The organism is Mammaliicoccus vitulinus, assembly GCF_029024305.1.
GTDB lineage: Bacteria > Bacillota > Bacilli > Staphylococcales > Staphylococcaceae > Mammaliicoccus > Mammaliicoccus vitulinus.
In genome coordinates this window covers 238,168-253,943 of the sequence record NZ_CP118974.1, presented here as the reverse complement: position 1 = coordinate 253,943, position 15,776 = coordinate 238,168, and the positions used below count along the sequence as shown (strand labels likewise).

The 15,776-nt window shown below is 33.9% G+C and carries 13 protein-coding genes; 4 read left to right on the top strand and 9 right to left on the bottom strand.

The genetic code is table 11. The annotated features are described in order from the left end of the window. Positions 1–126: 126 nt before the first annotated feature. The 3 genes from scdA (at position 127) to PYW35_RS01180 (ending at position 1,861) form a co-directional block, all read left to right on the top strand. Positions 127–810, top strand: a complete 684-nt coding sequence (gene scdA, locus PYW35_RS01190) for an iron-sulfur cluster repair di-iron protein ScdA (RefSeq protein WP_103323651.1) — start codon at positions 127–129, stop codon at positions 808–810. Between the two features lie 198 nt (positions 811–1,008). After that, positions 1,009–1,362 (top strand): nuclease-related domain-containing protein, encoded by a 354-nt coding sequence (locus tag PYW35_RS01185; RefSeq protein WP_239102466.1) that lies wholly within the window; start codon positions 1,009–1,011, stop codon positions 1,360–1,362. After that, positions 1,340–1,861, top strand: coding sequence for a hypothetical protein (locus PYW35_RS01180; protein ID WP_239102465.1), 522 nt, complete (start codon positions 1,340–1,342; stop codon positions 1,859–1,861). Before PYW35_RS01185 ends, PYW35_RS01180 begins: the two co-directional genes overlap by 23 nt. A gap of 256 nt (positions 1,862–2,117) precedes the next feature. Here PYW35_RS01180 and PYW35_RS01175 read toward each other — a convergent pair whose 3' ends face one another. The 9 genes from PYW35_RS01175 to PYW35_RS01135 form a co-directional block, all read right to left on the bottom strand. Further along, positions 2,118–3,086: a sugar phosphate isomerase/epimerase family protein gene (locus PYW35_RS01175; protein WP_103323650.1), complete on the bottom strand. Its 969-nt coding sequence runs from the start codon at positions 3,084–3,086 to the stop codon at positions 2,118–2,120. A gap of 23 nt (positions 3,087–3,109) precedes the next feature. Beyond that, positions 3,110–4,153, bottom strand: coding sequence for a Gfo/Idh/MocA family protein (locus PYW35_RS01170; protein ID WP_103323649.1), 1,044 nt, complete (start codon positions 4,151–4,153; stop codon positions 3,110–3,112). A gap of 17 nt (positions 4,154–4,170) precedes the next feature. Beyond that, positions 4,171–4,887 carry a ThuA domain-containing protein gene (locus tag PYW35_RS01165; protein ID WP_103323648.1) on the bottom strand — a complete coding sequence of 239 codons (717 nt, stop codon included), beginning with the start codon at positions 4,885–4,887 and terminating at the stop codon, positions 4,171–4,173. A gap of 18 nt (positions 4,888–4,905) precedes the next feature. Next, on the bottom strand, positions 4,906–5,982 hold the full coding sequence (locus PYW35_RS01160) for a Gfo/Idh/MocA family protein (protein WP_103323647.1): 1,077 nt from the start codon (positions 5,980–5,982) through the stop codon (positions 4,906–4,908). Positions 5,983–6,748: 766 nt separating this feature from the next. Beyond that, positions 6,749–8,401 carry a Na/Pi cotransporter family protein gene (locus tag PYW35_RS01155; RefSeq protein WP_103323645.1) on the bottom strand — a complete coding sequence of 551 codons (1,653 nt, stop codon included), beginning with the start codon at positions 8,399–8,401 and terminating at the stop codon, positions 6,749–6,751. Positions 8,402–8,554: 153 nt separating this feature from the next. Beyond that, positions 8,555–8,923, bottom strand: coding sequence for a Na-translocating system protein MpsC family protein (locus PYW35_RS01150; protein WP_103323644.1), 369 nt, complete (start codon positions 8,921–8,923; stop codon positions 8,555–8,557). 44 nt (positions 8,924–8,967) lie between these two features. Then, positions 8,968–9,450 carry a carbonic anhydrase gene (locus PYW35_RS01145; protein WP_016912654.1) on the bottom strand — a complete coding sequence of 161 codons (483 nt, stop codon included), beginning with the start codon at positions 9,448–9,450 and terminating at the stop codon, positions 8,968–8,970. Between the two features lie 36 nt (positions 9,451–9,486). Then, complete coding sequence (locus PYW35_RS01140) at positions 9,487–12,039, bottom strand: DUF2309 domain-containing protein (protein WP_103323643.1); 2,553 nt, start codon at positions 12,037–12,039, stop codon at positions 9,487–9,489. Beyond that, positions 12,032–13,552, bottom strand: a complete 1,521-nt coding sequence (locus PYW35_RS01135; RefSeq protein ID WP_103323642.1) for an NADH dehydrogenase subunit 5 — start codon at positions 13,550–13,552, stop codon at positions 12,032–12,034. The genes PYW35_RS01140 and PYW35_RS01135 overlap by 8 nt, the downstream gene beginning before the upstream one ends. 397 nt (positions 13,553–13,949) lie before the next feature. On the opposite strand from PYW35_RS01135, the gene mbcS reads away from it, so the two are divergent. After that, on the top strand, positions 13,950–15,530 hold the full coding sequence (mbcS, locus tag PYW35_RS01130; protein ID WP_103323641.1) for an acyl-CoA synthetase MbcS: 1,581 nt from the start codon (positions 13,950–13,952) through the stop codon (positions 15,528–15,530). Positions 15,531–15,776 lie beyond the last annotated feature (246 nt).

Genomic DNA, 15,776 nt, shown 5'->3' with positions numbered 1-15,776 from the left:
TCTTATTATCCGATTGCCCATTATCAAACCCTATGTCATATTAATGGAATTCCCTAATATTGAGAACCATTTTTATATACTATAATTAAGCTAAAATATATGACTATTTCAAAAGGAGGCATTCAAATGATTACTAAAGAACGTCATGTTGCAGATGTCGTAACAGATATCCCAAAATCTGCTGATATTTTCCGGAAATATGGTATTGATTTTTGTTGTGGAGGTGATGTATCAATAGAACACGCAACTTCTAATAACAAAAATGTTGATTTAGAAACGCTTTTAAGCCAATTAAATAGCATTACCCAAACTGATCATACTGGAAATATCGATATAAAATATTTAAGCGCACCATCGTTAATGCAATATATACAATCTCGCTATCACGAAACTTTAAGAGAAGAGTTCAAGAATCTTACACCCTATGTTACTAAGCTAGCTAAAGTACACGGTCCTAATCATTCATATTTACTAGAACTAAAAGATTTATATACTAAACTGAAACAAACACTTTTACAACATATTGAAGACGAAGATCAACATTCTTTTCCAAAACTAATTAAAGCGTCCTCAGGAAACTACACAGATAACCTTTCTGAAACCATCATGTCACTTATTGATGACCACGAAGAAGCTGGACAATTATTGAAGGAAATTCGTTCTATCACTAATAACTATCAACCTCCATTAGAAGCATGCGGCACATGGAGACTCGTATATCAACGATTAGAGAAATTAGAACACGATACACACGAACATGTACATTTAGAAAATCACGTACTGTTCAAAAAATACCAACACCTGTTATAGGTTCTAAAAACGAGCGTTTCTTAGATGCGATAAAAATAAACACAAACTCAAAAATGATTTTGATTTTTTGAGTTTGTGTTTATTTTTTTACAGAATGAGTGTTTTTGTTAAATCAGCTATACTTTTTTTATAAAAAAGCATTTATGTTCTTTAGACATAATGATATATAATATGGAGAAAAAAACAGGAGGTCGATATATGGAACCTATTACTTACTTTCAAGCGATTGATAATCGTATAGAAGAGCATGAAACAACTAAAGAAATTTATACTCAGTTAAAAGGAGAAGAAGGAGAAAGAATCGTTAAATCAATCTTAGATCAAGGACTTAAATTAAATTATGAATACAATCTCAGACTAGATATTAAAAATAAAGTTCAAATTGATTTTCTAGTTGTAGATGATGAAAAAATAATCAATCTAGAAATTAAACACTATCATGGCGACTACTATATTGTTGATAATCAAATGAAGAATAGCTACGGAAATATATTCCCAACACCTTTTCAGCAGATGAGGAGAGCAGAATATGAACTCCAAACTTCATATTAACCGTGAAATCGAATCATATCTCATCTTTACCAATCCCACTTTTACAATTCACACAGAAATCCCAAATCGAAATCAAGTGTTACTCCCAACAGAACTACACAAAATCCCAAAGTTATTTAAAAATTATAAAACTCACGAAAACAAATCTATATTGAATAAAATCAAAACTCTGCAACAAGATTTTTCACAAATCTATCCTAAAAGCTTAATCCCATTCACTAAAATAACCCCAGGATTAAGATGCCCCCACTGTAGAAAAGTAGGACATATACACATAGACGAACGCATGAGACACGGGCAATGTATGTATTGTTCAACAACCACTACAAGACAATCACTATATTTAGAAAACTTGAAAGAATTATACGTATTGAAAAATGAGCCATTTACATTGAAAGAAGCGGAAGCCTGGTGTGGAGGGAATAGATGGGCAATTAGGAAGATATGCAATAAACACTTTAAAAAAGAAGGTCGTCATACATTTCATTATTATCTATGACTCATCCATTGATTAGGTAATGTCTTGGATTAACTCAAGAATTAACTCACGACTTCGGCTATGTCTTGGATTAACTCAAGACTTAACTCACGACTTTGGCTATGTCTTGGATTAACTTCAGACTTAACTCACGACTTTGGCTATGTCTTCGATTAACTCAAGACTTAACTCACGACTTCGGCACCAAGACCAAGTCATCTCAAACTAAAAACCACAGCTTCAGCGAGTTTTGAAACAAGCTGAAGCTGTGGTTTTGTTATGCCCACCAAATATTATCTAGTGATTCATTTATGTTAACTGTCTGAAGGTTGTGGGCTGCTTTTTGGAACCCTTCTTCGACCGACATGATTGGATCTTCGTGTTCTATACTTACGACATAGTCATATCCATTAATTCTTAATGCGCTTATTATATCTCCCCATACTTGCGGGCTATGTCCATAACCGACTGTTCTAAACGTCCATGCTCTTGATTGGACTGAACTATACGGTTGCATATCTGTTAATCCATACATATTGACATTTTCTTGATCGATATAGGTATCTTTCGCATGGAAGTGATGAATTGCATCGGCTTTGCCTAATATTTTAATTGCTGCTATTGGATCTATGCCTTGCCACCAAAGATGACTCGGGTCTAAGTTTGCACCTATTGCATCATTTGTTGCTTCTCTTAGTTTCAGCAACGTATATGGTGTGTGCACTGAGAATCCTGCATGTAATTCAATACCTATTTTAACATTGTGATCTTTAGCAAACTGAGCCGCTTCTTTCCAATATGGGATTAATTTTTCTTCCCATTGCCATTCTAGAATTTCAGAATATGCTGTTGGCCAAGGTGTTACAGGCCAGTTAGGATGCTTTGAATCTTCATCTGATCCTGGTATCCCTGAAAAAGTGTTTACTACTGGTACACCTAGTATTGAAGCTAATTTGACCGTTTTAATAAATGTTTCATGTGCTTGTTTAGCATACTCTTTATTAGGTGATACCGGATTGTCATGGCAACTAAACGCACTAATTTCCAAACCTCTTTGTGTGATGGCATCCATAAATGCTGATCTTTTGTCTTCATTTTCTAATAATTCATCTAAATTACAAAAATGATTTCCTGGGTTACCACCTGTTCCTATTTCGACCATTTTTAAACCAGAATTCGCTACATGATCTAACATTTCTTCAAATGTTTTATCTTGAAAAAGCACTGTAAATACACCAATTTTCATATGTAACACCCCTTAGAAATTTGTTAATATTTTATTCTTACACTTCTGCCTTCTTCACTACTTTGATAAATCGCATCTATTAATGAACTTACACGCTGAGCTTCTTCCGGCTTCACAATTAAATCTTCTAAACCTAAACAACTATTAACGAAATTTAAAGCTTGTCTTTGTGCTGCCTCGTCTTCATTATGTTCAGCATATGCTTGTTCATTAAAGAACGTTCCAAATCGAGGTTGATATATTTCAAATGGATACACATTGAGACCACCTTCAACTCCGGACATGCTTAAATGAATTTTATCTTCTTTAATATTTGCCGACCACGAACATTCAAACTGCATCGTTGAACCATCATCAAAAGTTATAAAAGTAGAAACATGGTCATCTACTTCAAATGTTTCATGGTTAAAAGCACCCCAGTCATTTATTTGGTTTGGTGTTTTACTTAAACGGTTGTAAGTCTTGCCTAACACTTCTACTGGTTGTGCATTATTTTGTAGCCACATAGCAAGGTCTAATAAATGACATCCATAATCTATAAGGCTTCCTCCACCTTGAAGTTCTTTGTTTGTAAAGACACCCCAACCTGGTACTTTACGTCTGCGCAACGCTTGTACCCTTGTTACAAGTGGATCTCCAACAACACCTTCTTCAATTGCACGATGAGCAGTAATAGCCGCATCTGTAAAACGATAATGATATCCAATTGCTAATAACTTACCAGATTTTTTCGACGCTTCTATCATGGCATCACATTCTTCTCGTTTCATCGCCATTGGTTTTTCACAAAACACATGCACACCCGCATTTAAAGCTGCAATGCTGATTTCAGCATGAAATTTATTCGGTGTGCATATAACAACCGCATCCACTTCACTAAACATTTCTTCATATTCAGTAAAAACATTCGAAATATGAAATTGAGATGCTACTTTCTGAGATAACGCCTCATTAATATCTTGCACACCTACTATTTCTACTAAGTGATTTAATTTTTGAAAAGCTGGTATATGCCTATTTTGTGCGATTCCACCAACACCAATGACACCTAGTTTGAGTTTATTCATAATTGAAGTCTCCTATTTTATTTTTCACTAATTTCTTCTAGTGGTTGAGCGTTGCCATATTGATGTTTCGGTGTGTTTCGATTGCGTGCCCACTCAACAGCATTTTTAATAACTTGCTGGATTTGCTCATTATAATAAGTAGGATAACTTTCATGTCCTGGTCTAAAGTAGAAAATCTTACCATTGCCCCGTTTAAATGTCGCACCACTTCTAAAGACTTCTCCTCCTTCAAACCAACTTATAAATACTGTTTCATCAGGTGCAGGAATATCAAAATGTTCACCATACATTTCTTCTTTTTCTAACTCAATGTATGAATCTAGACCTTCTGTAATAGGATGTGTTGGATCAACCACCCAAAGTCTTTCTCTGTCGTCAGCTTCACGCCATTTCAAATCACACGTTGTACCCATTAAACTTTTGAATATTTTTGAAAAATGACCTGAATGCAACACAATAAGTCCCATACCATCTAGTACACGTTGCTTAACTTTAGCTACAATTTCATCTTTTACTTCATCATGTGCTTTATGTCCCCACCAAATTAAGACATCTGTATGCGCTAATACTTCATCCGTTAAGCCGTGTTCAGCTTCATCTAATGTTGCAGTTTTAACTTTATGATCCTTACTTAAAAAACCTGCTATAACATTGTGAATACCATCAGGGTAGACAGCTTTAATTGCTTCACTTTCTACTTCATGTCTAAATTCGTTCCATACTGTTATGTTCATATCGATATCCCCTTTTTATTAATCAAAATAAACAGCTTTACCTGTTTTAGCAGATTCGTAAAGTGCTTCTAATATTTGAGTGATGATAATCGCTTCTTCTGGTTTAACAACTGGTTCACTGTCATTCAGAATGCTATCAATCCAACTACGCGCTTCTACTTCAGCCTCATCAACTGTTTCACCTTCATAAAAATCGACGCCTTTATTTTCAAGCTCTATATTTGAAGTATATAAAGAGCCGAAATTTTCACCATGAATTCTTAAACCATCTTTCATATCAGCGCCACCTTCAGTTCCTGAAAGTGCACATTTTGCTTCATCCACATCTAATGAATTGAGAGCCCAACTTGATTCGAGAATAATCGTAGAGCCATCTTTCATTTTAATAAATCCAAAAGCTGAGTCCTCAACAGTGAACTTTTTAGGATCCCACGGTCCCCATGCATTCGCTGCATTTTCTTTTTTACCTAACTCATGGAAAGTTGAACCCATAACTGATTCAGGCTCATAATTATCCATCATCCATAATGTTAAATCTAAAGCATGTGTGCCAATATCGATTAAAGGCCCGCCGCCTTGTTTTTCTTCATCTAGAAAGACACCCCAAGTCGGTACTGCTCTTCTACGGATAGCTTGAGCTTTCCCGTAATAAATATCACCTAAGTCACCACGTTGGGTTGCTTTACGTAAATATTGACTGTCAGGTCTGAAACGATTTTGGTAACCAATTGTTAACTTTTTACCGTTACGTTTAGCCGCTTCAATCATATCTCTCGCTTCTTCTGTCGTCTTAGCCATAGGTTTTTCACACATAACATGTTTACCAGCATCGAGAGAAGCAATCGTTAATTCTTTATGAGAACTATTTGGTGTACATACATGAATAACATCAATAGAATCATCTTCCAGCAATAATTTATAATCTACGTAAACTTTCGCGTTATCAGTTCCATATTGTTCAGCAGCAACTTGCGCTTTTTCAACTTCAATATCACAAAAAGCAACAATGTTCACTTCATTTATTTTCTGCAAACTAGGTAAATGCTTACCGTTTGCGATACCACCACAACCAATGATTCCAACATTTAAACTCATACGTACAGCCCCTTTTATGTATTTCTAAAAATTAATTTTAATTTTTAGAAATCGCTTACATTTTTATTTATATAACTATGTTAAGATAAAAATGATCAAAGACCAATGAATAACCCTTGTATAGACACTTATATTTCACATCTGTATATATTTTCATAAGCTAAAAATATTTTCACTTAAAATAAAAGATGTCTTCATTAGGTTATAGACTAGTGAAAACATCTTTATATATATTAAAATCTCACGATTTTGTTCGTGCATGCTTGCCTAGGGGTATGGTTCGAGCCTGTAGTCTCTCTCGCATACTATTCCCCCGGGCGTCAGCACTTCACAAAATCGTGAGGAATATTCATTTTTCTTATATTTTTTCGTTTGTTCTTTTAAGTACATGCTGTATGTTGCAAGACTACACAAACAAGCTACATAGAAGCTCCGTATGTTGCAAGACTTACCAAACAAGCTACATAGAAGCCCCGAATGTTGCAAGACTTACCAAACAAGCTACATAGAACGCCTGTATGTTGCAAGACTGACTAAACAAGCAACATAGAAGGCCTGTATATTGCAAGACTCACCAAAAAAGCTACATAGGAGGTCTGAATGTTGCAAGACTGAGTAAACAAGCTACATTTAGACCCCTTCTCCCGCCAAACACACCAACCTCATCCAATAATAAAAAATAAAAAGAGCGCAAATTCTTCGAAAATAAGAATTTGCGCTCTTTTATATTAATCTGAGATGTTCATGTCTCAGCCTATCTTTACTTTTATAATCTAACTTCTGATGTTTGTGTATATGTGTCTTCACCTAAATTGATCATAGATTCAGATATATTTCTTGAGTGATATCCGATTCTTTCAAGAACGGAAATCATATCTATATAAACAAGGCTGCCTTCTGGAGAACATTCTCCGGAACTTAATCGTTTAATGTGTTTTTTACGTAACTCGTGTTCTAATAAATAAGAATCTTCACTTCTTTTAACGACTTCATCTTTTTTAATATAATCATAAACGTCGAATACTTCGAATGTTTTTTCATACGATACTTTGACGTGATTATATAATTGACCGATGCTTTTTTCTGCTTTTTCAGATATATGGATATCTGCCGATTGTTTTTTCTGAAGTTCTTCTAAATAAGTTTCTGTTAATGACGAAACTTTTAATATCGTTCTATTTACATCATATAACACTGACAATCTTTCAGCATCTTTAGCAGATAACTTTTTCTCTGATAATTTATTTAAATACTGTCTTACATTATCGTACATGTTATCTACTGCTACATGTTTTTGTTTATGTTTCTTTATAGATTTATCATCTATATTTCCAACATTATTTAACATTGAAACTGTCATTTTACCGATGTTTTGTATTTCATTTTGTGCTTCTTGTAGTGCTATGCTCGGTGCTCTATTAATTAAATTATTATCTAAATATTTTGGTTTATATTTTTCATTTAAATCTTCACCTGGAATAATCTTCGTTACAATCCAAGCTAATGCGAATATAAATGGTAATTGAATGAGTGTATTTGTTACGTTAAATGTTCCATGTGCAAATGCAATAACCATTTTAGGGTTTAAGTTCAATGCATGTTGAACCCATTGCATTGCCGCTTCATAAAATGGCAATATTAATAAGAATATTGTTGCACCAATCACGTTAAACATAACATGTACGACTGCTACGCGTTTTGCTGCTATCGAACCTGCTAAACTTGCTAGTACTGCTGTTATCGTTGTACCAATATTGTCTCCTAGTAAAATTGGTAAAGCACCATGCAATGATACTAAATCATTCGCAAAGAATCCTTGAAGAATACCAATTGTAGCACTTGAACTTTGTACAATTAAAGTTACGAATGTACCTGCTGCTACGCCTAAAAATGGATTCGAAGACATATCTAACATGATCTGTTTAAATCCATCTAAGTCTGCCAATGGTTTAACTGCACCACTCATTAACTCGAGTCCATAGAATAGTGAACCAAATCCGAAGAAAATCATACCAATATTTTTAACTTTACGTTTTTGAATGAAGAATATTAAAAAAGCACCTAATGCTAGTATTGGTAAAGCATAGTCTCCAATATTAATACCGATAATAAATGCTGTTACTGTAGTTCCTATGTTAGCACCCATGACAACACCAATGGCTTGTCTCATCGTCATAAATCCTGCGCTTACTAACCCGATAGTAATAACTGTTGTTCCCGAACTACTCTGTATCAATACCGTAACAATCATACCTGCTAGTACGCCCATTAGTGGATTACTCGTAAATCTATTTAATATACTTCTTAACCTATCTCCTGCTGCTGCTTGTAAGCCATCACCCATTTGCTTAATACCATATAGAAAAATACCTAAACCACCAATAAATGTAAAGATAATTTCTAAAGCCGACAGTTCCATAAGACACCTCTTTAAAGTTATTGTAACCATTGTGAATATTAAACTATCATTGTAAATCTAGTGTAAAGATTTCATGAACTTTTCTTTACGTTAACTTTAATTTTTTATATTCGTTTTATAAAAAGGCTTTCATTATTGATATATAGGCTTTTCTTACTTATTAAATAATGCTTCAATATTTTGATGCATTTTAAATATCATCATACGTTCACCTGTAAGTGAACTTAAATCAGTATGAAAACTTTTAACTTCATGTTGCGTCATGTTATATATCATTTTATATAAGTTCTCCATATCTGATTCAACTAATTTCGAACGCGTTCTTTTAATAGATAGTAAGCCTTCTTGCGTTTCACAAACACTATATTCAGCAGGTGTTAATACGCCTTGTAAATCTACTATAATCATATCTCTCAATATATCTGTTTTTACAGATAATGATCCTCTGCCTAAGTATTCTTTTTCCCATTGTGTAATGGCTTTACTTATTGATGATTCACATGCGCCTTTTGTTATGTCCATATTTATCGTCTCCTTGTTGCATATTTTAGTCTAGTTATTGTATGTTAAGTAGTTTGCTCTATTACTACCTCTGTTTCATTTTTTTTTATCTTTACACCATTTATTTTAATGCCTATTGGTATGAGTGGATGATTTGAAATATGATTGACACTCGCTTTTAAACTTTTATCAATATCATTTTCACCATTTAGCCAATCTACTATATTGTCACTACTAAATTCCGGTTTACAATTGCGAAACAAATAATCGAGTGTTTTAATTTTCTCAGTATTACTTACGATACTTTTAGGCAACTCAATTGTATGCATATAGGTAGAACTTCCTATTATATAGATTTCATGTACATCATATTGGTAAATAGCAATTATAATTGATCTCATCACGTCACCATAGGCATGAGATATTTCAGCCTGATAACTATTAATTGTCATCACTTTACCAGGTTTGAATTCCAAAGATTTTAGAAGTTGGTTTTCTAGATGTGTATTTAAATCAGATAGTATGAGTATATTTTTTTCTTCATTCATATTATACATCCTCTCACCGTATTTATTTTGATCAAATTACCATTTGTGCCATTCATCCTTTTCATCAATACTTGATAATAGAAGCCAATCATTTTCAACTTTCGTTCTAAACGTCTTATTTTGATTGAGCAAGTTCTCTATATAGATGTTTGGCGCTTGGATTACAACTAGTAATCTAATTGGTGCATGATAATATTCTTCATCAGATTTCATCACAGATTGCCATGGTAATCCCGTCAGTAAATCACTACCATTTCCTTGCATAACACCAATGCCACCTGTAACTGTTTGCGTGATTTTATTTCCACTACCATAATAATGAGGTGCTACAGTCGATGCATAATATTGAAGGTTAATCCATTGTGCTACAGTTGCAGGTCCACTCATAATTGTATTTAAAATTTCTCCATTTAAATCTTTCGTCCAATCATAATTATGTAAAAATGCACGCCCATCCAATTGAGATTGTTCCGTTAGCGCTCTTTGCCCAATTATAAATGCAGCATTTCTAGCAAGTCCCCATTCTGGACGTATTTCACTCCAGTCACTCGACAATCTATCAGCTTTCGTTCTAGAGTTACTTTTCGAACGACTCATCCCAGGAATGTGTTCAAGTCTTAATCGATTTGCATGACGACTAACGGTAGGTAAGACATTTTTCAATTTTTCAAAAGATGCTGTCGCTTGATCAGTAAGTTCAGGTACGTAAACCCACTGTAAATCATCAACTGTCGTGCAATGCTCAGCCGCTATAAATACAGTTTCTTCTGGAATAATTATATTTTCTTTAATAAGTCCTGCTCTAACTTCAGGCAAGTTACATAAAGTAGCCAAAACTTTAGCGTTAAATCCACTTGCCGAACCTCCACAAGCGCCACAATCTAATGAGGACGCATAAGGGTTGTTTGCACTATGACTTCCATGTCCACAAATTACAACAAGTGAAGCAAACTGTTCCGTTAAATTCATCAGTTTTAAAGCTTCTCTTACATAAATGATTTTTTCTTGTTTTGTAAATCCTATCGGTAATTCATTGTGATCATTTTGACTTCTATCAATAGAAAGTTTCGTTTCTGGTTTCTTTAATACTTTTTGATTAAATTGATTAATCAACCACCCTGTACTTTTAGGAGCAAAACTTCTTGAAATGGTTTGTAAACTTAGCCACGGACCCGTCAATTCAGGTAATAATAAACTTGGTAATACATTCTGTTTCATTTTTTTAAACGTATAAATGAGTGAAGATAAGCTTTTCTTTTTTTCTATATATTGAGTAGTTTGACGTGTATCTACATATTCATATATTTTATGCTGTGGCTTGTTCATAACAGGTAAGGAATTATGCGTGTGATGGTGACCTAATTCACATTTCTCTATCGGTAAACCAAAGAATCCTGCAATACCGATTGTTTCAAAAGGGCCTTCCATCTCTAATTGACGTCTGAATGGTTCAGACCTTGTATCAATACAAAAAGCTAGCTGCGCTTCAACTTTTTCTTTTTTATACTCAGTAGATATGTGAGATGAAATTTCTTGTTTTAAACGATGTTCATAAGTATCTTCCCAAGCTTCTAACAACAATTTATGTCTTGTAATGTGATCAAAATCATTCGCAAAAGAAATATATATATCTTGATTCTCGCTTGATAATTGTAACCAACTGTCCACCGTAAACATGCCACACTTAATCCATGAAACTATTGGTGTTATATCAATGTTATCTTTGTTCGATAGTTCTACTGACTCATCACTTATAAGCGCCCATTCTAAAGAAAGTCTTATTGCTAAGTAATCAGTCACTAAAACGAGTTGTTCATCTTTCCAAAGCAACATACCCGCCCATCCTGGAAGTGATAACAAATGTGCTTCTAAATAAGTTTGAAAATCATCTTCAGTCATCCCAAGTCGATTCAAACAATAATATATCGACTCAATTGGCTCTAAAGGTAACGTTTTAATTTTATGTCTCATCAATTTATTTAATGCTGGATCAAAGTGTGCCATTTCATTCCAAGTCTTATAAAATCCTTTGCCATATTTAGGAATTGACCAACCTGATTGTGTATCATCGAGATATAATTTACACCACTTAATCATTTGAGCATTCAGTATGTCTAAACACGATTGACCAGAGTGATGCATGATATATGAGCTGAGTACGTGTTTATGCTCGTTTTTATAAGGCTTATTCATATTTGCTAATGATGCTTCCAACTTCTCTTTATCATGGTTAGAAATCATAATATTATTTACATCATTCATGATTTTTTGTTTACAATATTGTTCTATTATCTCTATATTTAAATCATCATTTCTTCCTTTTAACCATTGAGCAAGTTTGTTTTCAATAACATCTTGTTGAATTTCTCCTCTTTGAATCGCAGAGGTTAATAAACTTTCACTCGGATATAAATTTATGTTTTGTGTTTTTTCAAACGATCTTGCGACTTCTTCAAAAGTTTCTTCTTCCATATTTGCCCACGGATGTCTTGCCGCAAAAATATTAATCGGAGAAAGTGGTGTTATGACACGACTTGCTCGTTTAATCAAATCATAAACAGTTTGATGTGTTCCAACTGCTTCAGTCATGTTTATAACCTCCTTTAAATAGATGATTTTTTAAATAATGAGGATGTGTTTCTATATTTTGAGTCTTTGCTTCGCCTATATGAATCAACCATAAATATATAATCGTAACGAACTTAGATGATTGATTTCTTCCAATCCATAAGTTCAAGCCACTACCTATGAGCAGCAATATCACCATAATGATGACAGCTAACAATGGCGTCTCATTACTGTAGATTGAATATTGATAAAGTAAGTCATGGAATAAATGGTGTACAGCAAAATAAGCAGCACCAACGATCACTAATGCAACGAGACCAATTATGCGACCTAGTTTCCCTTCACCAAATGCTACGAGTTGCGTCCATGAAACAGATAACGACCATGCTAAAATTAATGCACTTATAATTTGATAACTGTTTGTTGGCGCCATAAGCCAAAACATTATTCCAATAATGATTGCTAACAATCGACCTAGCAACACCCATATATACGATACACTTTCATTCATTCTTGAAGGCATATCAAAATGTCTCACAGCCGATCCTGAACGTAAAAATAGCGTCGCTTTAAATAAACCATGCAGAATAAGATGTACGATTGCTGCTGAATAAACACCTAACGCACATTGAATTAACATAAATCCCATCTGCCCAATTGTTGAACCAACTAACTGTCTTTTATAATCCACATGTACTAAGCTAATGCCTGATCCAATTAACACGGATACCGTCGCTATAATAATTAATAACGTGATAACCCATTCATTCGTAAAAATTGGTGCAAAGCGTGTTAAAATAACGCCCCCAACATTTACAATACCAGCGTGCATAATAGCTGATACTGGTGTCGGCACAGCAACAGACTCTATTAGCCATTTATGAAATGGCCATTGTGCTGCTGGAATAATAACTGATAATACTAACAACAATTGAATCACAATACCTTGCCAAGATTTAAACTGAGCTAAGTTGTCACCTTTAAATATTAACGACTGATTCCACTCACCTGTAACGTTGTAAGTCATGAACATTGCGATGAGTAATGCTAACCAACTTACAAAAAAGATTACGCTCGTACTTCTAGCAACTCGTTTTGTAATTTGCCACTTTGCATTTAAACCTATTAACAACGTTAAGCAAAAAAGCGTTAATCCCCATAAACACGTCATTAATCTAAGATCATTACTTAACCACGCGACAGAAGCCAATGTCGTCAAGAAAGTAAATAACGCAAAGTATTTACGATACTGTGCATCACCATCTAAATATCGAACTGAAAATCGTTGAAGGATAAGTCCAATGCTTAAAATAAAAAAGGCAAGCAACCAAGATAAAGTATCTAAATGCCAAAATCCTATATCTATCATTTCATTCATAAAAACTAATCCTATAAATGCTATAAAAACTGGAATAGATACAATAACCAAATGAACATGAACATATCGTGTTGGAACTTTCGGTATTAAATATACAATTCCACTTATCACAGCTAATACAATTGAAATAAAAAATAATGTTAATAAATACGTCATCTCGTTTGCCCCTTTTCTGACAAAAGCAATAAAAAAAGCCGACAATGTAAAACAAATCATTTAAACTGATTTGTTTTAATTGTCGGCTTCAACCAAACTAACTTTGTATAGTTATTTTAATTGCTTCCTTACTATTTATGTTGCTTATATGTAATTTCCTGAGAAATATTTAATGTTAAACTAAGACTTATCAATATCTTTTTCAATTAGCCAATTATTATTAGCTGCTTGCTAAAGATTTTCACATGATATCGTTTTTAATATACTTTAATAACATATATTTATTTTTAAAAAATGTCAATAGATTGATGCTAACTGTTTTCATATAGTTTCATTTATTCGTATTAATGATTATTCATTGTTAAAATAAGATAATAATAAAAATGAGGAGATTAGCATGAAAAAAACAGACTTAATAGCACCCGAAACATACAATATTGTTAATGAAATCGAAAAATATACTACCGACGAATCTAAAGAGGCAATCGTTTTTGAAGATGTCGAAGGTACAGTACAAACAATTACATACTCAAAACTGATAAAGAACGCTAATAGAGTTGGGAATATATTTAAAAACCACGGCTTGAAAAAAGGTGACAAAGTACTTATTTTAATGCCACGCTCTATTAAAACTTATGAAATATATATTGCTGCACTTAAACTCGGCGTTATCATCATTCCAAGTTCAGAAATGTTACGTACGAAAGATTTACAACATAGAATTACACATGGTGAAGTGGATGCTGTAGTAGCCATCGATCAATGTACAGTCGAATTTGAAGGTATTAAAGAATTCGATGATTTAACAAAATTCATCGTAGGATCTGAGCAAGAAAATTGGATATCAATCAATCAAGAAATACAAAATGCTAGTGAAGAACTCACTGTAGATGAAACAAAAAGAGATGATATCGCAATCTTATCTTATACTTCAGGTACAACAGGTTTACCTAAAGCCGTTATACACACTCACGGTTGGGGATTTGCACACATCCAAACAGCACCAAAACATTGGTTAAGCATTACTGAACAAGATACTGTTTGGGCAACTGCAGCACCAGGTTGGCAAAAATGGATTTGGAGTCCATTCTTATCAATACTAGGTTCAGGTGCAAAAGCTTTCGTTTATAATGGTAAATTTAATGCTGCTAAATATTTAGACTTGCTAGAAAAACATCAAGTAAACGCATTATGTTGTACACCAACAGAATATCGTTTAATGGCTAAATTACCTAATTTATCTGATTACACATTAAAAGATCTTCATAGTGCAGTTTCTGCAGGTGAACCATTAAACAAAGAAGTAATAGAACAATTCCAAAGCAATTTCAACATTAAAGTAAGAGATGGATATGGACAAACTGAAAACACATTGCTTATCGCATTTTTAAAAGACACTGAAAGCAGACCAGGCGCAATGGGTAAAGCCATACCAGGAAGCCATGTTGCCGTTATCGATGAAGACGGTGAACCCATTACAAACGGAGAAACAGGAGACATTGCCGTTTCATTAGATTCACCATCATTATTCCAAGGTTACTTCAAAGACGAAGAACGCACAGAAAAATCAAAACGAGGCAACTACTATGTAACAGGAGACCGCGCACAATTAGACAAAGACGGTTACTTTTGGTTTAAAGGCAGAGAAGATGACGTTATCATTAGCTCTGGATATACAATTGGGCCCTTCGAAGTAGAAGACTCATTAACAAAACACCCTAAAGTACAAGAATGTGCAGTCGTAGCAAGTCCAGATGAAATAAGAGGTAACATCGTCAAAGCATTCGTCATCTTGCAAAACGATATCACTGGCGACGAAGAACTTGTAAAAGAATTACAAAGCTATGTTAAAAAAGATGTAGCACCATATAAATATCCAAGAGCAATCGAGTTTGTAACAGAATTACCAAAAACAAACTCAGGTAAAATCAGACGCATAGAATTAAGAGAAGCTGAAAAACAAAAATATAATAAATAGCATATAGTACTCCCCGAAAGTTAGAATAGATAATCTAACTTTCGGGGAGTTTTTATATGGCTAGATTGTAAGATGTTGCAGATGTGGACGCGATTGCAGATGAGATGCGGATACAGTGCTATCTCTTGGATTAACTTCGGACTTAACTCACGACTTCAGCTATTTCTTGGATTAACTCATTACTTAACTCACGACTTTGGCGATGTCTTGGATTAACTCCGGACTTAACTCACGACTTGAGCATTT